Raw genomic sequence first — 26,218 nt, 5'->3', positions numbered from 1 at the left:
CAAGGTAACATCATTGTTAAAGTACAATTAAAGATGCCTTTTGCCCGTTTGTCCGAGAAAAGCATTTACTGATGCGTCATTTTAAGGGATAAACAGCGCAAATTTTGTGATTCAGGAGGGGCTAATGAGCCAACTCGAACTGGAAACGCGTAATCTGACGCTGGTGCGTTATCCGCAGGTAGCGGATAACACGGCGTTACAGGCGTGGGAAGCGGCGGATGAGTTCCTGCTGCGAGAGCTTTCATCCATGGAGATTGCGCCTGGGCCGCGCCTGATTTTTAATGATGCCTTCGGGGCGTTGGCCTGTGGGCTGCAGGCCCAGTCACCGATCAGCATCAGCGATTCTTACATGAGCCAGTTGGCCACACGCCATAACCTGGCATTGAACGGCTTTAATGTCGATGCCGTCGAACTGTTGGACAGTCTGGCCGACTTACCCGAGTCGCCGTCGTTAGTGGTTATCAAAATCCCCAAAACCATGGCGCTGTTGGAGTATCAGCTGCGTCAGTTGAGAACGGTGGTCACGCCGCAAACGCGTATTATCGCCGGCGCCAAGGCGCGTGATATTCATACGTCGACGTTACAGTTGTTCGAACGCATCCTGGGGCCGACCAAAACATCGCTCGCCTGGAAAAAGGCGCGCCTGATCCATTGTGAAGTCGCGGATTTAAAGGTAGGTGAGCAGTCACCAACCACCGTATGGGAACTGGAAGAATATGGCTATCGTATCCATAATTACGCCAATGTTTTTTCGCGCGGCGGATTGGATATCGGCGCCCGTTTCTTTATGCAGCATCTGCCGCGGGATATCGACGGTAAAATCGTCGATTTGGGCTGTGGCAACGGGGTGATTGGACTGGCGGCGCTGGCGGTTAATCCGGATGCTTCCGTCGGTTTCTTTGATGAATCGTATATGGCGGTAGCCTCCAGCCGGATGAATGTTGCGCTTAACTGTCCCCAGGATGAGGAACGCTGTCGGTTTGCCGTTAATCATGGCCTGTCTGGCGTGGGGCGTGACAGTTTACAAGCCGTATTATGTAATCCGCCGTTCCATCAGCAGCAGGCCGTTACCGACAATATTGCCTGGCAAATGTTCCTCGATTCCCGCCATTGCCTTGAGGTCGGGGGAGCGTTGCGAATTGTGGGCAATCGTCATCTGGATTACTTCCACAAACTGAAACGTCTGTTTGGTAACTGTGAAGTCATCGCCAGCAACCCGAAATTTGTCGTGCTGCGGGCGGTGAAAACGGCGGCGAGCCGTTGATCCAGCATGCCGGACGGCGCGTTTCCGGTTATGGTCATCGCCGTTAAGCGGCGCGCCAAAGGCGTACGCAGGGTAATGCGCGGCCAGATTGTTTGTTGTTGGGGAAGAGTGCCATTATAATTCGCTGGATAATCAGGCGAAGGAATCTCTATGTGGATTGAAGAATTGGAGACACGGCTGGATGAGGCGTTTCAGGATCTGGAGCGAAGCATTCAGCAACAGCAGCAGATCTGGCAGCGAGATTATCAACATCTACAGCAGCAGTTGGTGCAGGCCAAACAGCGGGATGCGCAGCTTTGCGAACAGATTAAACAGCTTGTTGATCGGCTGAACGCGATGGACAGTTCGCCGGAACGAAATCCGCTGCTTCATAAAGTCAAAATCATCAGCGCCCATCTTGATGCGCTGGCGAAAGATGCGTCAGATTTTCTCCGCTCACTGCCTTGATTTGATCGTCTCGATCCGTTCGGACCGATGGGTTACGTACGATTTAACGTAATCCTGTCGATTTCTTACATACTCTCTCCTCATTCTTCATATTCAGCGGAAATGTGAATGAATTACTTGCAGATATTTACCCTTACTCTAATTAACTGAAACTGTCAGGCCTATACTCCTTCCCGATAGCACGACAATGGTCGTCCATGAGTTAACCCAATATAAGGATAAATTATGCGTAAATTAACCACACTTCTGATCGCCTCTTCATTGGCGTTGGGGACGGCGGGTATCGCTCACGCTAATGATGCGCCAAAAGGCCAGCATGAAATGAGAATGGCAAAAGAGGGGCAACGCGCGCCTCGCGGCATGCATCATGAAATGATGTTGAAAGGTCTGAATCTGACCGATGCGCAGAAACAGCAGGTTAAAGAGATTGTGAAGGCATCTCACGACAATATGCGCAAAGTAATGCAAGACGAACGTCGCGAAATGCATAATCTGGTGATATCCGACGCTTTCGATACGGCAAAAGCCCAGGCGCAACTGGAGAAAGCCGATGCTGCTCATAAAACCATGCGGCTGAATAGTTTGGAAACGCAGAACAAGATTTATAACATCCTGACGGCTGAGCAGAAAAAACAGTACAACGACAATTTTGAAAAACGTTTGACGCAATCGCCAAAATCCGACAACAAACCGGCAGCGGCTGAATAAGCAATAACGCGTCTTTAAGACCGCCGGATTTATCCATCGCCGATGTTTATCATCGTGGTGGATAGGTCCGGCGGTTTTTCTATGGATACTTTTTGCGCCGGTACGCTTGACCTTGCCCCAAGGGGAACGTTTACCTTGAAGCGGATGGTATAACGGGATTGAGAGGAGGTAATGATGAAGAAAAGATATTTACTGATGGTCGGCAGCCTGTTGGCCTCCGTATCCGTTTTTGCCGCTGACGGCGCGCACAGCGGCCACCATGTTGCGGATCCAAGCGAGTCGCAGCAAGCTTATATGCAGGGTATGGATCAGATGCACGCCCGGATGCAGGAAGGAATGCAGTCCAGCGATCCCGACGTCGCCTTCGCCAAAGGGATGATAGCCCATCATCAAGGCGCGATTGATATGGCTAAAACGGAATTGCAGTACGGCAAGGATCCGGAATTGCGGAAACTGGCGGAAGAGATTATCAGCGCTCAGCAGCCGGAGATCGACCAGATGCAGGCATGGCTGAAAAAGCATGAGCAACCATAATCATACGTCGCTTACGGGCATCGCCGCCGCATAAAACGTCCCGGCGGATTGGCGCCTGGAGAGGATAATCGTGGTTCTTTCATTATCTCGGCGCGACCAGATTGCCATTGCCCCGATCGGGCGAGGGAAACGCGCCGTCATTCTGGCTGACGGTCGGCTCGTTAGCAAAAATTTAGTGATGCTTTTCACAGAATAAAACGTAACAGTAGCTTTCTCAGCGTTGACTTGCTAGAAATAGCGCAAAGGACGCCACCAGAGTTTTCTGGGCGAGACCTGGATAAAACAGTGTGCCACACACTGATTTATCCAGGTTTTTTTTTGCTTTTTTTTCTGCTGGCCAGCGGACGCAAGCAAGGTGATGTGGATTGTATAAGGCAATTGCAGCCATTTACGAAACGGGAAAGTGTCATTATGAATAGCAACGTGCTAGCAGAAAATATTTTGAGGTTGGTCGGGGGAGAAGCGAACGTTTCTACTCTGGTCCATTGTGCAACGCGCTTGCGCTTTAAGATCGTGGATAACGCAAAGGTAGATTTGGCCGCGTTGGAAGCATTGGAAGGCGTTATTACGGTGGTCAATGGGTCGGGGCAGTTGCAGGTGGTCATTGGTAACCGGGTGCCGGAAGTCTATCGCGCCTTTGGTCCGATTTCAGGATTGCTTGAAGACGGCGGTAATCAACGTCCGGCGGCTGAATCGGAAAAAGGCGTTTCGTTCATGGGGCGGCTGATTGATTTGGTGGCGGGGATTTTTACCCCTTTGCTGGGCGCGATGGCGGCAGCCGGGGTACTGAAAGGCGTGCTGGCTATCGCTATCGCGTTTGGGTGGTTGAACAACAAGGAGAGCACCTACGTTATTTTGCACGCGGCTTCCGACAGTCTGTTCTACTTCCTGCCAATGTTGTTGGCCATTACCTCCGCACGCAAGTTTGAAACCAATATCTTTGTGGCGGTATCCATTGCCGGCGCGTTGGTCTACCCCACGATTCAGGGGTTGTTCGATGCCGGCGAACCCGTCACTTTCTTTGGTTTGCCCGTGGTGATGATGAAATATACGTCATCGGTGATCCCGATTATTTTCAGCGTATGGTTGATGTCGTATATCGAACGTTTCCTGAATCGTCATATTCATGAGAGCGTGCGCAATATTCTGACGCCATTCTTCCTGTTGGCGCTGATGGTGCCGTTAACGCTGATGACCATCGGGCCGATCGGCATTTCGGCCAGCGAAGTCATCGCATCGCTGTTTGTGAAAATTTATAGCTTCAACCCGATTCTCGCCGGTGCGTTGATTGCCGCCGCGTGGCAGATTTTGGTGATTTTCGGCGTGCATTGGGGATTTGTCACCGTCTTCATCAATGATATTTCCGTCATGGGGCAGAGCTATCTCAAAGCCGCGTCCAGCCCATCGGTCTTTGCTCAGTCCGGGGCATTGTTGGGCGTTATGCTGCGCACCAGGGACAAAAAACTCAAGGCGCTGGCGGGCAGTACTTTTATCGCCTCGCTGTTCGGCATCACCGAGCCCGGCGTGTACGGCGTCACCTTGAAGCTGAAAAAACCGTTTGTCTGCGCGGTGATCGCGGCGGCCATGGGCGGCGCGGTGGCGGGCTATGCGAAGAGTTCGGCGATCTCCATGGGGATGCCCGGTTTGTTGACGCTGCCTATTTTCTACGGCGAGGGCTTCCTGGGCTTTATCATCGGTTGCGTCATCGCTTTTGTCGCCAGCTTGATTTTAACCATGGTTGTCGGATTTGATGAACCGACCGCGCCAGCCGCCGCGCAAACGCCGGCGCCGTCTGCCGCATCTTCATCTTCCGCCGCTTCGGCATCACGCGCCACATCCGACGGCGCGCGGAGCAACGTAGTGAATCTGAAGGATGTGCCCGCATCCGGCGAACGTATTGGTTCCCCGACGGAAGGCGAACTGATCCCGCTGGAGGACGTTAACGATAAAGTGTTTTCCTCCGGCGTCGTCGGCCCGGGCGTGGCTATCCAGCCGCAGGAAGGGCGCATCTATTCGCCAGTCGACGGGCAAATCGTCAGCACGTTCGCCAGCGGCCATGCGATTGGCATCCGCTCATTCGCGGGGGCGGAAATCCTGATCCATGTCGGTATCGATACGGTGCAGTTGGAAGGCCGGTATTACCACATGCGGGTGGCGGAAGGCGATGAGGTGAAGAAAGGGCAACTGCTGCTTGAATTTGACCTCGATGAGATAACGAAAGCCGGTTATGACACCGTGACGCCTATTGTTGTCACTAACGCGGATGATTACCGGATATTCAGTCTCAGTACCGAACGTTATCAAAAAGTCGGCGATACTATTATTGCACTGGCATAATATCACATACATTAGGGATATTTTGACGATTGCAAAATATGACCTAAATATTAAATATGGTGAAAGCGCTATTGATTATCGGCGCTATCAATCGGCTGAATTTTAATAAATAATGGGTCGTTTATAAAATATTTTAAGGTGATGTTGCTCACGTTTAGAAATTGTAAAAGTTGAATTAATAATCAAGTATAAATATAGTGATTTAAATAAGACTTAGGACGTAACTGATTTAATTCAGGCGAAACCTGTCTTGCCGGGCTGGATTTTTATCCAGCTGGCAAGGCAGGTTTTTTTTATCTGGATAACAGGAATATGAACACATCATTATGATTTTTAGCCACACCAGGGATATATCACCAAAAAGTACGATCAGGATAAGGTCGTCAATATTAATGGGGAATAAAATAGTGAAGAAAAAACATCGGACATTCCGAAAGAAAGCGATCGTTTTAATGCTGTTATCCTGTTATGGCGTCGCTCCGGATGTTATCGCTCAGACATTAACGCTTGAACAGAGGATGACGCTGCTGGAAGAGCAGTTGCGGGCTACTCAGGAAAAATTACATGCCTATGAGGAAAAGGAAAAAACCAGGCAGCTGTCAGCGGTGAAATCACAAGAGATCGCGGCGGCGGATGGACATTTATCGGCTACCTCGGCGTTAGTAAAACCAACCGCGAATCAAAGTGAGCCGGAGCTTTCGGAATCGACGCTGAAAAAGATCAGCCAATATGTTCAGGATGATACCGGTTTTAAATATTCGGGTTATTTCCGCACCGGATATGCTTCGACAACCAATGGCGGTCCTAAATCCTGGGCGGTGGGATCGCTCGGGCGCTTCGGTAATGAATATGACGGATGGTATAACCTGTCATTAAAAAAACGCGCCTGGCAGGAAGGTAATAAATCGATTTGGGCGAACGTACAGTTTGAAGGGGATTTAGGATTATCTCAAAGTAATGAAACGTTTGACAAAGGAATGGCCGGCGGCGGCATGGGGAAACTCAGCAAACTGTTTGTTGAAACGACCGGTTTTCTGCCGTTTGCGCCGGAAGCGAAATTCTGGATCGGTAAACATACCCTGCCGCAATATGAAATTCAGATGCTGGACTGGAAAAGCGACCGGACACTTTCCGGTACGGGCCTGGGTATTGAAAACTGGCAGCTTCCCGTTGGTTCATTAAGTATGGCGTTGACGCGTAATGATATCGATAATTACAGCACGGTTTGTGGTACGTCGATATGTAGCGATACGACCCAGGTTAATGTCAATATTGCCGAGGTTAGATATAAAGATATTCCGCTGAGCAAAGATCTTTCACTGGAAGTCGGCGCAAAATACGCATTCGCTAACCAGACCGATGAGCAAAAAGCCGCGCAGGCCTCCGGTGATGACTATAAAGTAAAATCGTCGTGGATGAGCCAGGCTATTTTACGTCATCCTTTGTTGGGCGGATTTAATGAACTGACCGCGCAAGTCGCCAATAACTCTTTGGCCAGTCAATTTATGAATATTTCGGGGGCTAACCCTGATTTTGACTATAACAGTTCTTATTATGGTATTCACAGCGGCGGTATCGGCTGGCGATTGGTTAATCAAGGGGAAATATTCCTGCGTGATGATGTTATTATGGCGCATTCGTTGGTATATGGCCGCGGCAGCGATCTTTATTCAGTCAATACCGGGGCGCACACCGATTTTGAAACCATTCGGGCGGTGATTCGTCCTTCTTATATTTGGGATAAAACAAATCAAACGGCGCTGGAGCTTGGTTACTTTATCCAGGAAAATAGCGCCAATAATAGTAACTATGATGAATCTGGTTATAAAGTGACGCTGGCGCATACGTTTAAAGTAGATACCAGTCTTTTGCGATCTCGTCCGGAAATCCGTTTCTACACCAGTTATCTTAAAGCGCTGGAAAATGAAATTGATAACCACAGTTTTAACGATAAAAAAGATTATCAAATCAGCTTTGGCGTACAGGCTGAAGTGGTTTTCTGATAAGGGGAAAATATGTTTTTATCAGCCAAATATATTAAATCAATTTCATTGAGCGCCTGTCTGATGGCGGCGTATGCTCCCGCATTTTCCGTTGCGCAAACCGCTGCGGTAACAGAGAAGGACGCCGCGCCGGTTGCGGCGAACGCGGAAAAAACGCGTATCTTAATTCTGAGCGATATTGGTAATGAGCCGGATGATTCCCAATCTCTGGTGCGGTTTTTGTTATACAGCAATGAGTTTGATGTAGAAGGCATTGTGGCGACAACCTCAACCTGGCTGCGCGACAAGGTTAATACGCCGATGATCCTTGAACGGATTGATGCCTATGAGCGTGTATTGCCCAATCTGCAAAAACATGCGCCAGGATATCCTTCCGCTCAGGCGTTACGGAATGTTGTTCGCAGCGGGCGAGCGGGATTCGGCATGGCGCATGTCGGCGATGGCAAATCGACAGAGGCATCGGAACTGATCATTCAGGCCGTCGATAAACAGGACGCGCGCCCTTTGTGGATTACCCTGTGGGGCGGCGGGGTCGATCTGGCGCAGGCGCTGCATGATGTGACCGCCCGCCGGACGCCGGCAGAAGTCGACGCTTTCATTAATAAAATTCGGGTTTATGCTATTTCCGATCAGGATAATACCGGCGCTTGGATCCGTAGAAATTTCCCGCAGTTGCGTTACATCACCAGTATTCACGCCTGGAATGAATATTTCTTGTCCACTTGGATCGGTATGTCGTCGGCACGTGCGGTTGGCGGCGACATGAGCAAGGTGAATAACGACTGGCTGGCGGAGAACATCCGGCGTAAAGGTCCGCTGGGTGCGGTATATCCGGCGGTGGAGTATTCGATGGAAGGCGATTCGCCCTCGTTCCTGTATCTGCTGCGTACCGGGCTTGGCGATCCCGAACATCCGGAATATGGCGGTTGGGGCGGACGCTATGGCGCTATCGCGCCGGATGACGAGGACGGGCTGCGCGTCAGTACATCGGATGAAGTTATCGGCGTCGACGGGAAAAAATACCGCACGGCGCCGGCGACGATCTGGCGGTGGCGCGATGCTTTCCAGAACGACTTCGCCGCCCGAATGGACTGGACGCTGACCGGAGAGGTGAAAAAGGCGAACCATAATCCGAATCTGCAGCTTAATGGCAAACCTGGCACCCAGATTGTGTCCTGGCAGGTAAAATCCGGCGAGTTGGTGAAACTATCGGCCCAGGGTTCCGGCGATATTGATGGCGATCGGGTAACGTATCGCTGGTGGCAATATAAAGAACCGACGGCAACGGCGCTGGGCCTTCACTTTGGGCCGGGGATTGAGCTGTCTCATAGCGAAGGCGGGGAAACCAGTTTTACCGCGCCAGCCGTCAAGGTCGCGACGCCGTTCCACATTATTCTGGAAGGCCAGGACAATGGCTCTCCGGCATTAACGTCTTACCGGCGGGCGATTGTTACGGTGTTGCCTGAGGCACAGTGAATACGGAGATAGCGCGCTAAAAGCGCACGGCGGAGTATAACCTGTGCGCTGATTGGCTTCTTACCATTGACGAGCGCGGCGGAAACGCGGCGCTCGTGTGTTATCCGGCCGATGATTAGAGCGATTCGCCGTTGCTTTCAATCACCTCTTTGTACCAGTAGAAACTGTTTTTACGCCGGCGGGTTAGCGTTCCCTGTCCCGCGTCGTCGCGATCGACATAGATAAAGCCATAACGTTTTGACATCTGCGCCGTGCCTGCGCTCACCAGATCGATCGGCCCCCAACTGGTATAGCCCAGCAGTTCCACCCCATCGGCGATGGCTTCACGCGCCTGAATCAGATGCCGGCGCAAATAGTCGATGCGGTAGCTGTCGTTAATACTGCCGTCAGCATCGACCTCATCCCGCGCGCCCAGCCCGTTTTCGACAATAAACAACGGTTTCTGATACCGGTCATAAAGCTCGTTAAGCAAAAAGCGTAATCCCTCCGGGTCGATCTGCCAGCCCCATTCTGACGCTTTGAGATGAGGATTGGGGATTAAGCGCACGATATTGCCGCGCGAGGCCTGATATTTCTCTGGTTCAAAGGTGGCGCAGCCGCTCATGTAGTAACTGAACGAGACAAAGTCCACCGTGTGGCGTAAATCGTTCCTGTCCTGCTCGGTAATATCCAGTGCGATGTTATTTTCCTTAAAGTAACGCTTCATCCAGACTGGATAAGCGCCGCGGGCCTGAACATCGCCGAAAAACAGCCACTCCCGGTTTTTCTTCTGCGCTTCCAGCACATCTTTCGGATGGCAGGTCATTGGGTAGCGCACGGCGCCCAGCAGCATATTGCCGATTTTCGCATCGGGAATGATGTCGTGGCAGGCTTTCACCGCGCGGGCGCTGGCCACGAGCTGATTATGGATAGCCTGATAAATATCCTGTTGTGATGGCTCGCCGCTCAGCCCGACGCCGGTGAAGGGGGAGTGTATCGCCATATTGATTTCATTAAAGGTTAACCAATACTTCACCTTATCCTTATAGCGGGTGAAGACGGTGCGGGCATATTTTTCAAAATGGTCAATGGTTGCGCGGTTGCCCCATCCTCCCAGCTTTTTAACCAGACCATAAGGCATTTCATAATGGGATAACGTAATTAATGGCTGGATCCGGTATTTTGCCATCTCGTCAAACAAGCGGTCATAGAACGCCAATCCCGCTTCATTGGGTTGCGCTTCATCCCCTTCGGGGTAAATGCGCGTCCAGGCGATGGACGTGCGCAATACCTTAAACCCCATTTCGGCGAACAGCCGGATGTCCTGCGGATACTGATGATAAAAATCGATGGCGGTGTCTTTGATGCAGCTTACGCCTTCAGTACGCTCTGTTATCGGACCATGTATACCCTGAAACTGGAGGTCAGAGGTAGACACGCCCTTACCATCCTCATTCCATGCGCCCTCAACCTGATTGGCCGCCATAGAACCGCCCCATAAGAACCCCGCGGGGAATGCCTTCATTTTGTTTCTCCTCTTTACTCAATGTTGTTTAACCCTATAACGCGGGAGGACTGCCCCTACGCATTATTGAGATACTGCGTATCGATGCCGGATCGCAGGCAAAAAAAAACTTGGGCAAAAGAGAGTGTGTTTCACTCGCCTCTGCCCAAGTCTCGCCCGCGTACCGCGGTAACGTCATAGGGGAACACTATACGATCCCAGCCATCTGCGGCAATGCCATCCTCTGGTTATGTGATTTTTGTCACGACAATTAGCTCATTCGACGTCAGGTTTTGAATCGCTGAAGGGAAAAACGCCCGCGCTTGCAGACGTTAGCGAGGGAACCTTTTTATCGGCACTGCCACTCAGTCATGGTCACTTCCGTATCGCAGTTATGCGAACATGGCGGTAGTTACGGTTACTACAGGGTTTGCGCGTGGCATTGCGCGCCATTTGCATATCCGCCATCTTTCAAGTTCCAGGCGCGTTGGTCTCCCTGATTTACCCACACTTCGCCTTCCCGCATCTGCAATTCGAAATTTCTCAGCATAGAAAGGATAAAATATTGATGGAAACGAACAGCATTCGGGCGATTGGCATGAGTCCCCAGTCGCTACAGCCCGGGCAAGATACGCGGGCATCAAAAGACGCCCTGCGGTTCACCACATTTGATGAAGCCAGAACTTGGCTGGCGTCGCAGCGCTTCAGCAATCGCGATCAATTCAGATCCCATATGGACACGCTCCATGATCGTCTGGACAGTTCAAGCCGCAAATTGCTGGAGCAAGCCTTCACTCAGCATTCGTCAGCCCCAAAAACCATGACGCCCGGACGTTTGCCGCCCCAGCAGCTATATAGCGGCCTAAAGAATTGGCAAAGCGTGTTAATGCATGGGTTGTGCGCCTCGTCCTCCAACCGTGAAGAACAGATATCCGGTGGCGTGGGCACGGGATGGTCGGCGCTCAGGGTGGCCGATTTCGACCAGATCGGCGAGCTTGAAGAGCATGAGCCCGATCATCCAGGCGCCTGCGTCATCTATAGCGCGCTGTGGTTAAACGATGTGAACAGCCGTGACGGCAGCGCCGGTAATCGCATGCATCGCCTTGCGGATCGGACGCCGGAGGTCATCGATTTGCAACGTGACTACGAAAACCGGTTCCATGCTAATGAGGCGGAAGACCCTATGCATGAGACGGTACGCAGATTAGGTATTATTCCCAACGCGGCATCTGCGGATTCGGTGGATGTCATTACGGATGAAGGAGAGGCCATGCAGCGGTTGTCTGAAAGTCTGTTTGACCGAGGATCAAAGCTGATCCTGTTTGGGCGGGATATGTCTCATTCCGCCAGCGGCCATGTCATTGCGGCGCATTCGGATGGCAGCCGGGTAAAGCTGTTTGATCCTAATCTTGGCGAGTTTCGGATGAAAAGAAGCGATATCCCCACCGTCATGCGCGCTATCATCGCAACGAATTCACAATCGTTTCCCGTACCGACGGTGGAAGTGCTGCCCGTCATCGTGCGCTAATTGCAATTAAGGCCAATGCTGGCGTGGTTTCAACGCATAGTGAACAGGGTGAACGCTTAAGGGATAAATCGCCATCAATTCCGTTTGAAAATATCCCCGAAAAAACAAAGGAGCCACGCTATTAACGTAACTCCTTGAAATTCTGGTGGCCCCTGTTGGGTTTGAACCAACGACCAATCGATTATGAGTCGACTGCTCTAACCACTGAGCTAAGGGGCCGGACGGGCGACGATTATACGGTAATGTACCGGGGGAGGTCTATAGCTGTTCGGCCGGATGTCTGTTTTCTATGCAGGATAGCTTGTTGTTATTATTGTCAGATTTTGCGATAACAGCGGAAAGTACGCCGTAAAGGGGACGTCATGTTCATGGATATTCTGGCAACCAACCTTCAGGTCGTTTTCTGCGGTATCAACCCGGGATTATCGACAGCGCATCACGGTTATCATTTCGCCAACCCGAATAACCGATTCTGGAAAGTGATCCATCAGGCAGGATTTACCGAACGGTTGCTCAAGCCTGAAGAGGAGCGGCATCTGTTGGATACCGGATGCGGCATCACCATGCTGGTGGAGCGGCCAACGGTAGAAGCGAGCGAATTGAAAAGGAATGAACTGTTACTGGGCGGTGAAGCCATTATTGAAAAAATGCAGCGTTATCAGCCTCAGGCCCTTGCCGTGCTGGGCAAGCAGGCGTTCAGTCAGGCTTTTGGCATTAAGAAAGTGGCATGGGGACGTCAGACGTTGACGATCGGGAAAACCCAGGTTTGGGTGCTGCCGAATCCCAGCGGATTGAATCGCGCGACGCTGGCGTCGCTGGTCGAGTCTTATCAGGCGTTGTACCGGGTGCTACATGAAAGTAGGTAAAAAATCGTCTGGTTGGTAAGGTCGATAAAAAATAACCCCGGCAATCCGGGGTTATTTCAGAGACATCATACCGCTATCGATTAGTCATCCAGGAAGCTGCGCAACACTTCAGAACGGCTTGGGTGACGCAGTTTACGCAACGCTTTCGCCTCGATCTGACGAATACGCTCACGGGTAACGTCGAACTGTTTGCCGACTTCTTCCAGCGTATGGTCGGTATTCATATCGATACCAAAACGCATACGCAGCACTTTGGCTTCACGCGCGGTCAGCCCGGCCAATACGTCGTGCGTCGCTGAACGCAGGCTTTCCGACGTTGCGGAATCGAGCGGTAGTTCCAGCGTGGTGTCTTCGATAAAGTCGCCCAAATGCGAATCTTCATCATCGCCAATCGGCGTTTCCATCGAAATCGGCTCTTTGGCGATCTTCAACACTTTGCGGATTTTGTCTTCCGGCATCAGCATGCGTTCGGCCAGTTCTTCCGGCGTTGGTTCACGCCCCATTTCCTGCAGCATCTGACGGGAAATACGATTGAGTTTGTTGATGGTCTCAATCATATGCACCGGAATTCGGATGGTGCGCGCCTGGTCGGCGATGGAACGGGTAATGGCCTGACGGATCCACCAGGTTGCATAGGTCGAGAACTTATAGCCGCGGCGATATTCAAACTTGTCCACCGCTTTCATCAGACCGATGTTCCCTTCCTGAATCAGATCAAGGAACTGCAAGCCGCGGTTGGTGTATTTCTTGGCGATAGAAATAACCAGACGCAAGTTTGCTTCAACCATCTCTTTCTTCGCACGGCGGGCTTTCGCTTCACCGATCGACATACGACGGTTGATGTCTTTAACCTGTTCAATGGTTAAACCGGTTTCTTCTTCAATCTGATGCAATTTCTGCAAGCTGCGTTTAACGTCTTCTTCCACGACGGTCAGTTTTTCAGACCACGGCTTGGCCATCGCTATTGCCGCGGCAAACCAGGAGTCGTTGGTTTCATTACCGGAGAACAAGGTGACGAAGTTTTTCTTCGGCATTTTGCACTGTTCAACGCACAGCTTCATGATCAGTCGTTCCTGAGTACGCACGCGATCCATCATGGTACGCATGCTGCTAACCAGGAAGTCGAATTGTTTAGGCACTAAGCGGAACTGTTTGAAGACTTCCGATAGATTCAGAATTTCCTGCGCTGACTTGGCGTGACTGCGTCCATTGGCCTTGATGACCTGACGCGTCGTTTCGTATTGTTCACGCAATTCAGAAAATTTCTGACGAGCCAGTTCAGGATCGATGCTGTTGTCGTCATCAGCGTCGTCTTCGTCATCCTCTTCTTCATCATCGTCATCAAGATCTTCGCCGGAAAGCTCGGAGCCGACATGGGTGGCGGTCGGTGCGATATCTTCTTCCGCGTTAGGATCGACGAATCCGGTGATCAGATCGGATAAGCGGCTTTCGCCCGCTTCAACACGGTCGTACTGTTCCAGCAGATAGGTAATCGCTTCCGGATATTCAGCAACGGAACACTGAACCTGATTGATACCGTCTTCGATTCGCTTGGCAATATCGATCTCGCCTTCGCGCGTCAGCAATTCAACGGTACCCATTTCACGCATGTACATACGAACCGGATCGGTCGTACGGCCAATTTCCGATTCAACGCTGGATAACACCTGAGCAGCAGCCTCTGCCGCGTCTTCATCTGCGTCATTGGTATTTTCTGCCAGCAACAGATCATCTGCATCAGGCGCTTCTTCCATCACCTGGATGCCCATGTCATTAATCATCTGGATGATGTCTTCGATCTGGTCGGAGTCGATGATATCTTCCGGCAGATGGTCATTGACCTCGGCATAGGTCAGGTAGCCTTGCTCCTTACCACGGGTGACAAGTAGCTTTAGCTGTGACTGCGGGTTTTGCTCCATAAGACGGTATCCACACTTCAGAGTATTTGGGTTGGTGTTGGTCGGCGTCATTCGCATTCGCCAACAATAACATTAGGGCTTTTTTTCTAATCGCCGCGGACCCTGTAGCGGCTCTTGGCAAGGCTCTACCTTGCTATTTATCGGCAATTAAGCCTCGGTAATCAGTTTTTTCTGGTTAAAGCCAGTTGCAATGACCAAAGTTCTTTTTTTTCTTTGGCATTCAGCCCATGCGTTCGCTCACGGGCAATCAATGTTTCCTGTCGTTGCCTCAATAGTTGATCGTAGAGCTCCGCCAGGCTTATTCTAAACTTGTCGTCCAGTTCGTCTTCTTCGATCATATGGTTCCAGGAAGCCATGGTTTCAAGCTGCTTCCGGTATTTACTGTCTCGATATTTCTCAAGCAGCAAACCCATATTCATTCCCGGGCTGGCATTACAGGTCTTTACCAGATCCTTGAACAGGCTCAGGCCAGCCACTTTGCTCTCTTCTATTCCTTCCAGCGTCAGCTCCGGTACTTCCGCCGAAAGCCTTGGGTTTTGAACTAATAGCCCTATAAGTATACGCATAGTTGTGACTTTTAGCTGGGGCGGCTGGTAAGGTTGAGCATGTTCGGCCACTTTTGGCAACAGCCGGTCCAACTGGCTGTCATCCAGAATCCCAAGTTTGTTACCCAACTGCTGACGTAAATATAAGCGCAACGTCTCGCCAGGAACCTGACCAATCAAGGGCAGGACCAGCGTGCTGAGCTTGGTGCGCCCATCGGGCGAACTCATATCCACCTGCTGTTGCAGCGTTTCAAACAGAAACTGTGACAGCGGTAGAGCCTGTTCCATTCGCTGCTCAAAGCGTTCCTTGCCTTCTTTACGAACCAGCGTGTCGGGGTCTTCTCCTTCCGGTAAAAACATAAAGCGTAACTGCCGACCGTCGTTTAAATAAGGTAGCGCAGTTTCCAGCGCGCGCCATGCCGCTTCCCGGCCGGCGCGGTCGCCGTCATAGCAGCAGACAACCTGATCGGTGGCGCGGAACAGCAACTGAATGTGGTCGGCCGTCGTAGATGTTCCCAGCGACGCAACCGCATAATCAATACCAAACTGCGCCAGGGCGACCACATCCATATACCCCTCAACCACCAGCAACCGCTTCAGTTCCGGATGATTCTGCTGCGCTTCATACAGGCCATAGAGCTGACGGCCCTTATGAAAAATTTCGGTTTCCGGCGAGTTCAGATATTTCGGCACGCCATCGCCTAATACCCGTCCGCCAAAAGCAATCACCCGTCCCCGCTTATCCCGGATGGGGAACATGACTCGTTCCCGAAAACGGTCATAGGTACGGCCCTGTTCATTAGTCACCAACATGCCGGCATCGTTCAATGTGGTGCGGTCGTCATTATTACGCCCGAAACGCTTTAAAACGTTATCCCACCCGGCTGGCGCGAAGCCAATGGCAAAATGGCTAATTACCTCAGCGCTCAGTCCTCGCTGTTGCAAGTATTGTAATGCCGGCGCGCTGCCGGACTGGCTTAGCGCCTGTTGATAGAACTTGCTCAACTGCCCCATCAATTCATACAGGCTTTGTCGTTGATGACGCTCAAGCTGGGTTGGTCCGGTGCCGGTTTCATACGGGACTTCAAGACCATAGATGGCAGCCAATTCTTCAATGCTTTCAACGAATTCAAGACGATCGTAATTCATTAGAAAGTCGATGGCGTTGCCATGAGCGCCACAACCAAAACAGTGATAGAACTGTTTGTCACCGTTTACGGTAAATGAGGGGGTTTTTTCGTGATGGAACGGACAGCACGCATGATAATTCTTGCCCTGCTTTTTCAGTTTGACGCGCGCATCTATGAGATCGACGATGTCGGTGCGAGCCAGCAGATCATTGATAAATACGCGTGGAATTCGTCCAGCCATAAGCCCCTGTTTCTTAACTTATGAACGACAGCTTATAAACGACAGCAAGCCGCGCATTCCTTTCGGAAAGCACGGCCTTCGTATGCAACTACTAAGTCTGCGGATTAATCACGCGGTGGAGGAAAACCTCCTAAAATTAATACAGACGAGTGCGGCGTGCGTTTTCTCGAGCCAATTTCTTAGCGTGACGTTTTACTGCAGACGCTTTAGCGCGCTTACGTTCGGTAGTCGGTTTTTCATAAAACTCACGACGACGAACTTCAGCCAGAACGCCCGCTTTTTCGCAGGAACGCTTGAAGCGACGCAGAGCGACGTCGAACGGCTCGTTTTCACGTACTTTAATTACCGGCATGTGCCTCTCACCTCAATAAATTCGGTTTGCCGCTGGCCTTGTGCCAGCCTTTTCAAAATGGTGCGGAATTCTACTGCAAACAGGGGCCCCTTGTAAAGGGCTTGGCGATCATAAAACGCCCAACCTCCGCCAGCGCAGAAACCGGGAGGCTTATGGTAGACTATCTGCCGCATGAAGCAAGCTGCATTCAACCCGAGCTTGTACCGTAATAAAAGTAGGAACAGCAATGCGCGTATTGGGTATTGAAACATCCTGTGATGAAACCGGAATTGCCATTTATGACACTCAGGCCGGTTTAGTCGCCAATCAATTGTACAGTCAGATAAAACTCCATGCCGATTATGGCGGTGTTGTTCCTGAACTGGCTTCCCGCGATCACGTTCGTAAAACCGTGCCGTTGATTCAGGCCGCGCTGCGTGAAGCGGATTTAAAAGCCGGAGACATCGACGGTGTCGCCTATACATCCGGCCCGGGCCTGGTGGGGGCGCTATTGGTCGGAGCAACCGTCGGCCGGGCGTTGGCGTTTGCCTGGAATGTCCCGGCCGTCGCGGTGCATCACATGGAAGGGCATCTGTTGGCGCCCATGCTGGAAGATAATCCTCCCGAATTTCCTTTCGTCGCACTGCTGGTTTCCGGTGGTCACACTCAGCTAATCAGCGTAACCGGTATTGGCGAGTATCGGTTGCTTGGGGAATCCATTGATGATGCCGCCGGCGAAGCGTTCGATAAAACGGCCAAATTACTGGGGCTGGATTACCCGGGTGGTCCGATGCTGTCAAAAATGGCTCAGGCCGGGAATGCCGCGCGGTTTACGTTCCCGCGCCCCATGACCGATCGCCCCGGGCTGGATTTCAGTTTCTCCGGTCTGAAAACGTTTGCCGCCAATACGATCCGCAACAGCGGCGGCGATGAACAAACGCGCGCGGATATTGCGCGCGCTTTCGAAGACGCCGTTGTGGATACGCTGGCGATTAAATGTCGCCGCGCGCTGGATGAAACCGGCTTCAAAAGGTTGGTTATGGCGGGGGGAGTAAGCGCCAATCGTACGCTGCGTCAACGTTTGGGAGAGATGATGACAAAACGAGGAGGCACGGTATTTTATGCCCGTCCCGAATTTTGCACCGACAACGGCGCCATGATTGCCTATGCGGGGGCGATTCGCCTGCAACAAGGGGAAACTCGGGATCTTGGCGTGACGGTGCGCCCGCGCTGGCCGTTGGCTGAATTACCGGCCATCTGAGCCGCTAATCACCGCTAATCCTCGTTACAGGTGATTTCTCGGCGTTTGTCCATATCAGGATGACGCCGAGCGTTTGTTATTGATGACTCAAAGCTAGAGCTCTTGTTCAAACAGCACCAGAATAGCTTCATAGAGTTGTTTAACGCTGAATCCTCTGGCGGGCGTGGTAAAGATAGTGTCATCGCCGGCGATGGTGCCCAGTATGCCTTCCGACTTGCCCAGCGAGTCGAGCAAGCGGGCAATCAGCTGAGCCGCGCCTGGGCTGGTGTGAATAACCACAACGGCGTCATTGAAGTCGACATCGCGCACCAGGTTTTTGAGCGGACTGGTGGTGGTGGGCACGCCCAGTTCCGCCGGCAGGCAGTAAACCATTTCCATTTTAGCGTTGCGCGTACGCACGGCGCCAAACTTGGTCAGCATGCGCGAGACTTTGGACTGATTGATGTTTTCAAATCCATCGTCTTGCAACGCTTGAACAATCTCACTTTGAGAGCTGAATTTTTCCTCTTTCAGCAGCGCTTTGAACGCTTTAACTAAGTCTTCTTGTTTTGTCGAATTACGCATTCTGCACCGGATTTATAGGGTTGATTAATCCGTGATTATGCAGATAAATGAATTTTTATGCAACCGTAATGCGTATATTCTCGCCAATGATGGTTTGTTGGTTATGTGAGAAAACACTTAAAAAAAGTTTGTGAATCATTGAGTCTGAAAAATGCGTTGCAAGTCACATAAAAGTGAATTAAATGTTATCAGAATGATGTTATTGAGATGTTTATGCTTGATATACTGTAGCTCTCCTATTCATCGGCCATAAATGAGTGCTACGTTACTGGCCTGAAGCCTACTAACTTTACTTACCTTTCTAATTAATAGCTGTTTATGGTTTATTATTATGGACATAGAGTATTCTCAGTCTTTAAGTATTATCCATAGACGGCAAATGAATACGCTCTATTTTTCTTTTTCTTTTATTAAATGAATTCACTGCACTCTTGTACTTTACGATAATAAGGAGTTTAGGATGAAAGTTGTAGTTCTTGGCGCAGCAGGCGGCATTGGTCAGGCCCTTGCTCTCCTCCTCAAAACCCAGCTTCCTTCAGGTTCAGAATTATCCCTATACGATATCGCGCCGGTAACACCGGGTGTTGCTGTCGATCTGAGCCATATTCCTACCGCGGTAAAAATCAAAGGTTACTGTGGTCCTGATGCAACTCCAGCTCTGGTCGGCGCGGACATTGTGTTGATATCTGCCGGCGTGGCTCGTAAACCGGGGATGGATCGTTCAGATTTGTTCAATGTTAATGCGGGTATCGTTCGTAATCTGGTTGAGCAAATCGCGAATACCTGTCCGAAAGCCTGCATCGGTATTATCACTAATCCGGTCAATACGACTGTCGCCATTGCGGCCGAAGTCCTTAAGAAGGCCGGCGTTTACGATAAAAACAAACTGTTCGGCGTAACCACGCTGGATGTTATCCGTTCCAATACCTTTGTTGCCGAACTCAAGGGCAAGCTGCCAGAAGATATCAACGTCCCGGTTATCGGCGGGCACTCTGGCGTGACCATCCTTCCTCTATTGTCGCAGGTTCCGGGTATCAGCTTCAGCGACCAGGAAGTCATCGACTTAACAAAGCGTATTCAGAATGCAGGCACGGAAGTCGTGGAGGCAAAAGCCGGAGGCGGATCGGCAACCTTGTCGATGGGGCAGGCGGCGGCACAGTTCTGCCTGTCATTAACGCGCGCCATGCTGGGTGACAGCGGCGTTGTTGAATGTTCCTATGTCGAAAGCGATGGCCAATATGCCCGTTTCTTTGCGCAGCCGGTACTGTTAGGTAAAAATGGCATTGTTGAACGTAAAGACATCGGCGTTTTAAGCGCGTTTGAACAGGAAGCGCTTAAAAACATGTTGGATACGCTTAATCAGGATATTGAATTAGGCGAGTCTTTCGTTAAAGGCCAATAAACGTTCCTGTTTCGAATCCAGAGCCGGAGATTTTATTTTATCTCCGGCTCTGTTTTTTATTGGGGACGAATAAGTTTTTTTCTGTCAATAAGTTCGTTGGTTTCCGGATCATAATATCGGCTTGGCCAAATCTCGGATGGATGGACGCCAAGCGCATCGGCTATCAACCATTCCCCTTTAGGCCATGGGCGTGAAAGCGCATTAGCCAGTGTTGATGAGCTTAGTCCGGCAGCGCGGGATACCGCAGCCAGCGTTGTGCCTTTTTTGCGCAAAGCAGCAATGATATCAGCAGGATGCCAGTCATGTTTCCTTGAAGTCATAATCCTTCCCTTATTGCTATAAGACGACAGTGTATTAGTGGTATAAATAACGGATGTTAGTTATATGCCAAACTAACATGACATGATTATTTGGAAATAATATAGCATTAAATTTCTATAAATTTCTCAAATATATTCCAAATAGACCCGTTTTTGTTAGGAATGGCACTATCAGGATGAAAGGCTATGAAAAAAGAGTGGTTTGCTACCAATGAACTGGTCGGCGTTGGCGGACTTCCTAGATCAAGACAAGGATTAAACAAGCGCGCCCGGGAAGACGGATGGGAAAGACGTCGTCGCCGGGGAGTTCAGGGGCGAGGCGTGGAATATTCGATTCATAGCCTGCCCGATACGGTAAAAAAATTGTTATTACTTGAAAGTGATTCCCCGGCATATGCGGAAAAACAGTCCGCCACATTGGCTGTATGGATGCAGATATATGATCAACTCTCTGAAACGGAAAGAGATAAACTGATCGCTCATATCCTGAGGGTTGGCGTATCGGCCACGCTCAACCAACTGGGTATTGCCTCTTCAGATGAGAGAATCGATCCAGGCGTAACCGCCGAATAAGCGTCAGTTTGCCATCTCCTGTGCGTCAGGGAGATGGCAATACTCCCTTCATTCCTTCACTATTTTCCCGATTTTTCATACTGCATCCATACCCTTCGTTTTGAAATTTATAGGCACCTCGTCGTGATGGCGATGAATTTTGTGTTTTTTAGTGGTATTAATAACGCGTAGGTGTTAAATGTTTGGGTAATAAAAGGCTACTATATGGAAACTTTCGGACGAAAGTCGAAGTTGTCTTTGCAAAGTAAACAAGGGAGTGGGTTATGGATAAAGAATGGTTTGCCACTAATGAGCTGACGGGGATTGGCGGGTTGCCTAAATCACCGCAAGGACTGAACAAACGAGCCCGTGATGACGGCTGGGAGAGGCGGAAACGCAAAGGCGTTCAAGGACGCGGCGTCGAATACTCTCTTCACAGTTTGCCGGATGAAGTGAAAAGTCAGCTCTCGATGAAAGAAGGGGCGGCGCCTGGATATCTGGTGAAAAAAGAGCCGGCCTTACTGACTTCCTGGATCCATATTTTTCATCAACTTTCGGAAAGCGAGCAATCCAGGCTGATAAACTTCATCCTGCGTGAGGGGATTGTGGCTATGCTGTCTCGTCTGGATGATAACGGCGAAGATGATCGGACGGCGTGACGGATCATCACGATAAAGCAAGGCCGTTAGAAATCACGTTGTACCGCTAAATGAGCGAGACCTTCAAGCGCCGTGCGGAATGGTGTTTCCTGTAAGGGCTGTAGCGCGGCAATCGCTTTGTCAGCCTCTTCTTCCGCACGTTTACGGGTGTAATCGAGCGAACCGCATTGCTGCATGGCGGCAAGCACCGGGTCAAGCAGGTGACGGCCGTTGCCTTCTTCTATTGCCTTACGAATCATTGCGCTCTGCTCTGCATTGCCGTTATGCATCGCATGGAGTAAGGGGAGCGTCGGTTTACCTTCATTAAGATCGTCGCCGGTATTTTTACCCAGCGTTTTGCCGTCGGCGTTGTAATCCAGTAAATCATCAATCAGCTGAAAAGCGGTTCCCAGATAGCGGCCATAATCCTGCAAGGCTTTTTCCTGCTCAGGCGTCGCGCCAGCCAGGATCGCCGATGATTGGGCGGCAGCTTCAAATAATCGTGCGGTTTTACTGTAAATCACCCGCATGTAGCTTTCTTCGGTGATGTTGGGATCGTTACAGTTCATCAACTGCAATACTTCCCCTTCAGCTATCACATTCACAGCTTCGGACATTAATGCCAACACGCGCAATGACTCTAGGCTAGTCATCATCTGGAATGCGCGGGTATAGATAAAATCGCCTACCAGTACGCTGGCGGCATTGCCAAAGGCCGCATTGGCGGTGGCCTTGCCACGGCGCATATCGGACTCGTCCACGACATCATCGTGTAACAATGTGGCGGTATGAATAAATTCGATCAGCGCGGCGACGGTAACGTGTTTGTGGCCCTCATAGGACAGCGCCCTGGCCGCAAGCACCGCGATCATCGGCCTGATGCGTTTGCCGCCTCCGCTGATAATATAGTGGCCGAGTTGATTAATGAGAACGACATCAGAGTTCAGTTGTTCAATTATGACCTTATTAACGGCCGCCATGTCCTGGGCGGTTAACGCTGTGATTTGTTCTAGATTCATGGTTTATGCCAGCTGATTTCTTCAACATCGCCGTAAGATTTCTGTTTCATATCGGCATATGATGGAATTTGTTGAGTTGATTGTACTGGAAAAATGAGAGAGATAAACGGCAGTTAATATGTTGTATTCTTTTTCTGCATATCCGTTGATTCTGCACTTGTCATCGTCTGCTTTTTTGCGTAGAATTCGCGCCCTATTATGAATATTTATAGTGCGCTCTGGATAATCATACGTTGAGTGCGCGGAAAGCGGAGTTTTTTATGTACGCAGTTTTCCAAAGTGGTGGTAAACAACACCGAGTAAGCGAAGGTCAAACCGTTCGCTTGGAAAAGCTGGACATCGCAACTGGTGAAGCTATTGAGTTTGATCAGGTTCTGATGATTGCCAATGGTGAAGAGATCAAAATCGGCGTTCCTTTCGTCGATGGCGGTAAAATTAAAGCTGAAGTTGTTGCTCACGGTCGCGGCGAGAAAGTTAAGATTGTTAAGTTTCGTCGTCGTAAACACTACCGTAAGCAAGCAGGCCATCGTCAGTGGTTCACTGACGTGAAAATCACCGGCATCAGCGCTTAAGATTTAGGAGAGCGGATAAATGGCACACAAGAAAGCTGGCGGTTCGACTCGTAACGGTCGTGACTCAGAAAGCAAACGCCTGGGCGTAAAACGTTTCGGCGGCGAAGCAGTATTGGCGGGCAGCATCATCGTTCGTCAGCGCGGAACTAAATTCCACGCTGGCAGCAACGTAGGCTGCGGTAAGGACCATACTCTGTTCGCTTTGTCTGACGGTAAGGTTCAGTTCGAAATAAAAGGCCCTAAAAACCGTAAATATATCAGTATCGTTGCTGAATAATTTCTCGCGTTAGGTCTACAGATTTAAGCCCCGCAATTCGTTGCGGGGCTTTTTACATTCTGAACCCGAGCGATCACCTGAGACAAACATGAACACTAAACAGCAGACTGGTATCGGTCTTTGTCTGGCGCTGACTACGGCAATATGCTGGGGCGCTTTACCGATCGCCATGAAACAGGTTCTGGCCGTGATGGAACCTTATACGATTGTTTGGTATCGGTTTTTCATTGCGTCGATCGGTCTGGGGCTTGTGTTGTTCTCACGCAAACAATTGCCTCCGATGCGGATTTTCCGGCGCCGTCGCTGGTTGATTGTATTAGTGCTGGCAACCTGTGGACTGCTGGGGAATTTTGTTTTTTTCAGCTCATCTTTGCAATATCTCAGCCCTACCGCTTCTCAGGTTATTGGTCAACTTTCCCCCGTCGGCATGATGTTCGCCAGCGTACTCATCTTGAAAGAAAAGATGCGGATCACGCAGGTCATTGGCGCGGTGACGTTGGTTTGCGGACTGATTTTATTCTTTAACGCCAGCCTGATTGAAATTTTCACCCGACTTACCGATTACACGCTGGGCGTGCTGTTGGGCGTTTGCGCCGCTGCCGTGTGGGTAACGTATGGCGTTGCGCAGAAGGTATTGCTGCGTCGTTTGACGTCACAGCAGATTCTGTTCCTGCTTTATGTGCTTTGCGTCCTGCTGATTACGCCGTTCGCCCACCCGGAGGTGATTCTGCGGCTCAATAGCCTGCAGTTCGCCTGTCTGCTGTTTTGCGGGGCGAATACGCTGATTGGCTATGGGGCGCTGGCGGAAGCCATGGCGCGTTGGCAGTCAGCTCAGGTGAGTGCGGTTATTACGCTCACGCCGTTATTTTCGCTGCTTTTCTCCGATGTATTGGCGCTGCTTTGGCCTGCGTATTTTGAGATTACAGCGCTTAACCTGCTAGGGTACATCGGCGCTCTGGTGGTTGTGGCGGGGGCGATGTTCTCTGCGGTTGGGCATCGTTTTTTCCCAGGGAAAAAAGAGCCCGTTTCCATCGTGGCGCCCAAATAGGGCGGACAGCCGAACGAGAGATGAAAACAGAGCGATACCGGCCTGTAGAGGTAATGTGGTAGTGCCGTTTTGATATTCCCTCTATACTCGTCATACTTCAAGTTGCATGCGCGTTGGCTTTTTTACTCGCCCCGATGGGGCCATTGCCAGCAGCGTTCAAATCTGCTCCCGGCGGATTTGTCAGTTACCCGAATCACTTACCTGAGTAAGTTCATCGGGAGTAATGAGAGACCTTTTGTCTCTCCGAATGATTTAGCGTCTGTGCTGTTTATTTTTAATACAGATGAAAATGTTGAAGGAAGCGGGTACAATCCGCCCCTTTGCCGGAAATAGGTTCTGGTGCGTCCGTTTTTAATGGTTGATGGTAGTAATACTTATCTACCTTAAAATCAAAAAGTTACGCCAAAAAGAACCAATGAATAGCCTAAAACAAGTAGATGTTTTCTATTGGTTTTTTGCGGAGAGAATAAATGAAGTTTGTAGATGAGGCCACAATTCTGGTTGTGGCGGGTGATGGCGGTAATGGCTGCGTTAGCTTCCGCCGTGAAAAATATATTCCAAACGGCGGCCCTGACGGCGGCGATGGCGGCGATGGCGGCGATGTCTATTTGCTGGCCGATGAAAACCTGAATACGCTGATTGACTACCGTTTTGAGAAGTCATTTCGGGCTGAACGCGGGCAAAACGGCCAGAGCCGCGACTGTACGGGCAAACGCGGCAAAGACATTACGATCAAGGTCCCTGTCGGTACCCGGGTGCTGGATAAAGGAACCGGCGAAGTGCTGGGTGATATGACCCGTCATCAGCAGATCCTAATGGTTGCCAAGGGCGGCTGGCACGGGCTGGGCAACTCCCGGTTCAAGTCTTCCGTCAACCGCGCGCCGCGCCAGAAAACGGACGGTACGCCGGGCGAAGAGCGTGAGTTGATGTTGGAACTGCTGCTGCTGGCGGACGTCGGGATGCTGGGGCTGCCCAACGCCGGTAAATCGACATTCATCCGAGCGGTTTCGGCGGCCAAGCCTAAAGTGGCTGACTATCCCTTTACTACGTTGGTTCCAAGCCTCGGCGTTGTTCGTATGGACAGCGAGCAGAGCTTTGTCGTTGCCGATATTCCGGGGCTGATTGAAGGCGCCTCTGACGGTGCGGGCCTGGGCATTCGCTTCCTGAAGCATTTGGAACGTTGTCGCGTATTGCTGCATCTTGTTGATCTGGCGCCGATCGATGAGTCCGATCCGGTAGAAAACGCCAAAGTGATTGTGAATGAATTACAGCAGTACAGCGCGGCGCTGTCTGAAAAACCACGTTGGCTGGTATTCAATAAAGTCGATTTGCTTGATAAAGCCGAAGCGGAAAAACGGGCTAAAGCGATTGCGGCGGCATTAGGTTGGGAAGAGAAATATTACCTGATTTCAGCGGCTAATCGCGAAGGGGTTAATGCGTTGTGCTGGGATGTGATGAACTTCCTGAAGGTACAACCTAAAGCCATGGCTATTGAGGAAAGTTCGCCGGAAAAAGTCGAGTTCATGTGGGACGACTATCATCGTGAAGAGTTGGCGAAAGCGGAAAGCGAAGCCGAGGATGACTGGGATGATGATTGGGACGACGAAGACGAAGAGGGCGTCGAAACCATTTATCAGCACTGATGATGCGCCAGGTATGGTTTTGATGGAAAACGATAGATTTTCCATCTGATCATGCTGTCGACTCCTTTCTGTTATATCGGGAATTTATTGGATCTTTGGCGATAAATTCC

General features: G+C 50.7%; 24 protein-coding genes and 1 tRNA gene. 17 read left to right on the top strand and 8 right to left on the bottom strand.

Translation table 11 applies throughout. From position 1 onward, the window contains the following. The first annotated feature begins 124 nt into the window (after positions 1-124). The 7 genes from rlmG (at position 125) to ACN28R_RS15800 (ending at position 8,769) form a co-directional block, all read left to right on the top strand. Positions 125-1,264 (top strand): 23S rRNA (guanine(1835)-N(2))-methyltransferase RlmG, encoded by a 1,140-nt coding sequence (gene rlmG, locus ACN28R_RS15830; protein WP_095834906.1) that lies wholly within the window; start codon positions 125-127, stop codon positions 1,262-1,264. A 150-nt stretch (positions 1,265-1,414) separates the two neighbouring features. Next, the gene (locus tag ACN28R_RS15825; RefSeq protein WP_095834905.1) at positions 1,415-1,711 is read left to right on the top strand and encodes an MbeD/MobD family mobilization/exclusion family protein; all 297 of its coding nucleotides are present in this window, start codon (positions 1,415-1,417) and stop codon (positions 1,709-1,711) included. Positions 1,712-1,936: 225 nt separating this feature from the next. After that, complete coding sequence (gene spy / locus ACN28R_RS15820; protein WP_048636307.1) at positions 1,937-2,419, top strand: ATP-independent periplasmic protein-refolding chaperone Spy; 483 nt, start codon at positions 1,937-1,939, stop codon at positions 2,417-2,419. 174 nt (positions 2,420-2,593) lie between these two features. Then, a complete protein-coding gene (copM, locus tag ACN28R_RS15815) occupies positions 2,594-2,953 on the top strand; it encodes a CopM family metallochaperone (RefSeq protein ID WP_048636306.1) in 360 nt (119 codons plus the stop codon). Between the two features lie 411 nt (positions 2,954-3,364). Then, positions 3,365-5,290, top strand: a complete 1,926-nt coding sequence (locus ACN28R_RS15810) for a beta-glucoside-specific PTS transporter subunit IIABC (protein WP_095835826.1) — start codon at positions 3,365-3,367, stop codon at positions 5,288-5,290. 452 nt (positions 5,291-5,742) lie between these two features. Beyond that, positions 5,743-7,293, top strand: a complete 1,551-nt coding sequence (locus tag ACN28R_RS15805) for a carbohydrate porin (protein ID WP_236840148.1) — start codon at positions 5,743-5,745, stop codon at positions 7,291-7,293. Between the two features lie 12 nt (positions 7,294-7,305). Next, a complete protein-coding gene (locus ACN28R_RS15800) occupies positions 7,306-8,769 on the top strand; it encodes a DUF1593 domain-containing protein (RefSeq protein ID WP_048636304.1) in 1,464 nt (487 codons plus the stop codon). Positions 8,770-8,884: 115 nt separating this feature from the next. On the opposite strand, the gene ACN28R_RS15795 is transcribed toward ACN28R_RS15800, so the two are convergent. Continuing rightward, positions 8,885-10,273, bottom strand: a complete 1,389-nt coding sequence (locus ACN28R_RS15795; RefSeq protein ID WP_095834903.1) for a glycoside hydrolase family 1 protein — start codon at positions 10,271-10,273, stop codon at positions 8,885-8,887. A 547-nt stretch (positions 10,274-10,820) separates the two neighbouring features. Between ACN28R_RS15795 and ACN28R_RS15790 the strand changes: the two genes are divergently transcribed. Beyond that, a complete protein-coding gene (locus tag ACN28R_RS15790; RefSeq protein WP_095834902.1) occupies positions 10,821-11,780 on the top strand; it encodes a YopT-type cysteine protease domain-containing protein in 960 nt (319 codons plus the stop codon). Between the two features lie 143 nt (positions 11,781-11,923). On the opposite strand, the gene ACN28R_RS15785 is transcribed toward ACN28R_RS15790, so the two are convergent. Beyond that, positions 11,924-11,999 (bottom strand) — tRNA-Ile (locus ACN28R_RS15785). Between the two features lie 143 nt (positions 12,000-12,142). On the opposite strand from ACN28R_RS15785, the gene mug reads away from it, so the two are divergent. Beyond that, positions 12,143-12,646: a G/U mismatch-specific DNA glycosylase gene (gene mug, locus ACN28R_RS15780; RefSeq protein WP_095834901.1), complete on the top strand. Its 504-nt coding sequence runs from the start codon at positions 12,143-12,145 to the stop codon at positions 12,644-12,646. Between the two features lie 80 nt (positions 12,647-12,726). On the opposite strand, the gene rpoD is transcribed toward mug, so the two are convergent. From rpoD to rpsU, 3 genes are all read right to left on the bottom strand, one after another. Beyond that, positions 12,727-14,565, bottom strand: coding sequence for an RNA polymerase sigma factor RpoD (gene rpoD / locus ACN28R_RS15775; protein ID WP_048636300.1), 1,839 nt, complete (start codon positions 14,563-14,565; stop codon positions 12,727-12,729). Positions 14,566-14,726: 161 nt separating this feature from the next. Further along, positions 14,727-16,481, bottom strand: coding sequence for a DNA primase (dnaG, locus tag ACN28R_RS15770; protein WP_048636299.1), 1,755 nt, complete (start codon positions 16,479-16,481; stop codon positions 14,727-14,729). Between the two features lie 136 nt (positions 16,482-16,617). Next, positions 16,618-16,833 (bottom strand): 30S ribosomal protein S21, encoded by a 216-nt coding sequence (rpsU, locus tag ACN28R_RS15765; RefSeq protein ID WP_001144069.1) that lies wholly within the window; start codon positions 16,831-16,833, stop codon positions 16,618-16,620. A 226-nt stretch (positions 16,834-17,059) separates the two neighbouring features. Between rpsU and tsaD the strand changes: the two genes are divergently transcribed. After that, positions 17,060-18,073 carry a tRNA (adenosine(37)-N6)-threonylcarbamoyltransferase complex transferase subunit TsaD gene (gene tsaD / locus ACN28R_RS15760; RefSeq protein WP_095834900.1) on the top strand — a complete coding sequence of 338 codons (1,014 nt, stop codon included), beginning with the start codon at positions 17,060-17,062 and terminating at the stop codon, positions 18,071-18,073. 93 nt (positions 18,074-18,166) lie between these two features. Here tsaD and argR read toward each other — a convergent pair whose 3' ends face one another. After that, positions 18,167-18,637: a transcriptional regulator ArgR gene (gene argR, locus ACN28R_RS15755; protein ID WP_048636296.1), complete on the bottom strand. Its 471-nt coding sequence runs from the start codon at positions 18,635-18,637 to the stop codon at positions 18,167-18,169. A 460-nt stretch (positions 18,638-19,097) separates the two neighbouring features. Between argR and mdh the strand changes: the two genes are divergently transcribed. Next, positions 19,098-20,039, top strand: coding sequence for a malate dehydrogenase (gene mdh, locus ACN28R_RS15750; protein WP_048636295.1), 942 nt, complete (start codon positions 19,098-19,100; stop codon positions 20,037-20,039). 56 nt (positions 20,040-20,095) lie between these two features. Here the strand turns inward: mdh and ACN28R_RS15745 are convergent, their stop codons facing one another. Beyond that, on the bottom strand, positions 20,096-20,359 hold the full coding sequence (locus ACN28R_RS15745; protein ID WP_072065806.1) for a helix-turn-helix domain-containing protein: 264 nt from the start codon (positions 20,357-20,359) through the stop codon (positions 20,096-20,098). A gap of 186 nt (positions 20,360-20,545) precedes the next feature. Here ACN28R_RS15745 and ACN28R_RS15740 point away from each other — a divergent pair, with 186 nt between their 5' ends. Together ACN28R_RS15740 and ACN28R_RS15735 are read left to right on the top strand one after the other, a co-directional pair. After that, positions 20,546-20,932, top strand: a complete 387-nt coding sequence (locus ACN28R_RS15740) for a DNA-binding protein (protein ID WP_095834899.1) — start codon at positions 20,546-20,548, stop codon at positions 20,930-20,932. Between the two features lie 263 nt (positions 20,933-21,195). After that, positions 21,196-21,570 (top strand): DNA-binding protein, encoded by a 375-nt coding sequence (locus tag ACN28R_RS15735; RefSeq protein WP_095834898.1) that lies wholly within the window; start codon positions 21,196-21,198, stop codon positions 21,568-21,570. 26 nt (positions 21,571-21,596) lie between these two features. Here the strand turns inward: ACN28R_RS15735 and ispB are convergent, their stop codons facing one another. Beyond that, the gene (gene ispB / locus ACN28R_RS15730) at positions 21,597-22,568 is read right to left on the bottom strand and encodes an octaprenyl diphosphate synthase (RefSeq protein ID WP_095834897.1); all 972 of its coding nucleotides are present in this window, start codon (positions 22,566-22,568) and stop codon (positions 21,597-21,599) included. A gap of 260 nt (positions 22,569-22,828) precedes the next feature. Here ispB and rplU point away from each other — a divergent pair, with 260 nt between their 5' ends. The 4 genes from rplU (at position 22,829) to cgtA (ending at position 26,108) form a co-directional block, all read left to right on the top strand. Then, the gene (rplU, locus tag ACN28R_RS15725) at positions 22,829-23,140 is read left to right on the top strand and encodes a 50S ribosomal protein L21 (RefSeq protein WP_048636291.1); all 312 of its coding nucleotides are present in this window, start codon (positions 22,829-22,831) and stop codon (positions 23,138-23,140) included. A 19-nt stretch (positions 23,141-23,159) separates the two neighbouring features. Beyond that, the gene (gene rpmA / locus ACN28R_RS15720; RefSeq protein ID WP_048636290.1) at positions 23,160-23,417 is read left to right on the top strand and encodes a 50S ribosomal protein L27; all 258 of its coding nucleotides are present in this window, start codon (positions 23,160-23,162) and stop codon (positions 23,415-23,417) included. An 88-nt stretch (positions 23,418-23,505) separates the two neighbouring features. Further along, the gene (locus tag ACN28R_RS15715) at positions 23,506-24,465 is read left to right on the top strand and encodes a DMT family transporter (RefSeq protein WP_048636289.1); all 960 of its coding nucleotides are present in this window, start codon (positions 23,506-23,508) and stop codon (positions 24,463-24,465) included. A 470-nt stretch (positions 24,466-24,935) separates the two neighbouring features. Beyond that, complete coding sequence (gene cgtA / locus ACN28R_RS15710; protein ID WP_048636288.1) at positions 24,936-26,108, top strand: Obg family GTPase CgtA; 1,173 nt, start codon at positions 24,936-24,938, stop codon at positions 26,106-26,108. The last annotated feature ends 110 nt before the right edge of the window (positions 26,109-26,218 follow it).

It is taken from the genome of Brenneria goodwinii, from assembly GCF_002291445.1.
In the GTDB taxonomy this organism is placed as follows: domain Bacteria; phylum Pseudomonadota; class Gammaproteobacteria; order Enterobacterales; family Enterobacteriaceae; genus Brenneria; species Brenneria goodwinii.
This window is presented reverse-complemented; position numbering and strand designations above follow the sequence as displayed.

What these genes read in the sequence shown, in the direction of transcription:
- rlmG (WP_095834906.1), top strand. Translation starts at nt 125, where the DNA reads ATGAGCCAACTCGAACTGGAAACGCGTAATCTGACGCTGGTGCGTTAT.
- ACN28R_RS15825 (WP_095834905.1), top strand. Translation starts at nt 1,415, where the DNA reads ATGTGGATTGAAGAATTGGAGACACGGCTGGATGAGGCGTTTCAGGAT.
- spy (WP_048636307.1), top strand. Translation starts at nt 1,937, where the DNA reads ATGCGTAAATTAACCACACTTCTGATCGCCTCTTCATTGGCGTTGGGG.
- copM (WP_048636306.1), top strand. Translation starts at nt 2,594, where the DNA reads ATGAAGAAAAGATATTTACTGATGGTCGGCAGCCTGTTGGCCTCCGTA.
- ACN28R_RS15810 (WP_095835826.1), top strand. Translation starts at nt 3,365, where the DNA reads ATGAATAGCAACGTGCTAGCAGAAAATATTTTGAGGTTGGTCGGGGGA.
- ACN28R_RS15805 (WP_236840148.1), top strand. Translation starts at nt 5,743, where the DNA reads ATGCTGTTATCCTGTTATGGCGTCGCTCCGGATGTTATCGCTCAGACA.
- ACN28R_RS15800 (WP_048636304.1), top strand. Translation starts at nt 7,306, where the DNA reads ATGTTTTTATCAGCCAAATATATTAAATCAATTTCATTGAGCGCCTGT.
- ACN28R_RS15795 (WP_095834903.1), bottom strand. Translation starts at nt 10,273, where the DNA reads ATGAAGGCATTCCCCGCGGGGTTCTTATGGGGCGGTTCTATGGCGGCC.
- ACN28R_RS15790 (WP_095834902.1), top strand. Translation starts at nt 10,821, where the DNA reads ATGGAAACGAACAGCATTCGGGCGATTGGCATGAGTCCCCAGTCGCTA.
- mug (WP_095834901.1), top strand. Translation starts at nt 12,143, where the DNA reads ATGTTCATGGATATTCTGGCAACCAACCTTCAGGTCGTTTTCTGCGGT.
- rpoD (WP_048636300.1), bottom strand. Translation starts at nt 14,565, where the DNA reads ATGGAGCAAAACCCGCAGTCACAGCTAAAGCTACTTGTCACCCGTGGT.
- dnaG (WP_048636299.1), bottom strand. Translation starts at nt 16,481, where the DNA reads ATGGCTGGACGAATTCCACGCGTATTTATCAATGATCTGCTGGCTCGC.
- rpsU (WP_001144069.1), bottom strand. Translation starts at nt 16,833, where the DNA reads ATGCCGGTAATTAAAGTACGTGAAAACGAGCCGTTCGACGTCGCTCTG.
- tsaD (WP_095834900.1), top strand. Translation starts at nt 17,060, where the DNA reads ATGCGCGTATTGGGTATTGAAACATCCTGTGATGAAACCGGAATTGCC.
- argR (WP_048636296.1), bottom strand. Translation starts at nt 18,637, where the DNA reads ATGCGTAATTCGACAAAACAAGAAGACTTAGTTAAAGCGTTCAAAGCG.
- mdh (WP_048636295.1), top strand. Translation starts at nt 19,098, where the DNA reads ATGAAAGTTGTAGTTCTTGGCGCAGCAGGCGGCATTGGTCAGGCCCTT.
- ACN28R_RS15745 (WP_072065806.1), bottom strand. Translation starts at nt 20,359, where the DNA reads ATGACTTCAAGGAAACATGACTGGCATCCTGCTGATATCATTGCTGCT.
- ACN28R_RS15740 (WP_095834899.1), top strand. Translation starts at nt 20,546, where the DNA reads ATGAAAAAAGAGTGGTTTGCTACCAATGAACTGGTCGGCGTTGGCGGA.
- ACN28R_RS15735 (WP_095834898.1), top strand. Translation starts at nt 21,196, where the DNA reads ATGGATAAAGAATGGTTTGCCACTAATGAGCTGACGGGGATTGGCGGG.
- ispB (WP_095834897.1), bottom strand. Translation starts at nt 22,568, where the DNA reads ATGAATCTAGAACAAATCACAGCGTTAACCGCCCAGGACATGGCGGCC.
- rplU (WP_048636291.1), top strand. Translation starts at nt 22,829, where the DNA reads ATGTACGCAGTTTTCCAAAGTGGTGGTAAACAACACCGAGTAAGCGAA.
- rpmA (WP_048636290.1), top strand. Translation starts at nt 23,160, where the DNA reads ATGGCACACAAGAAAGCTGGCGGTTCGACTCGTAACGGTCGTGACTCA.
- ACN28R_RS15715 (WP_048636289.1), top strand. Translation starts at nt 23,506, where the DNA reads ATGAACACTAAACAGCAGACTGGTATCGGTCTTTGTCTGGCGCTGACT.
- cgtA (WP_048636288.1), top strand. Translation starts at nt 24,936, where the DNA reads ATGAAGTTTGTAGATGAGGCCACAATTCTGGTTGTGGCGGGTGATGGC.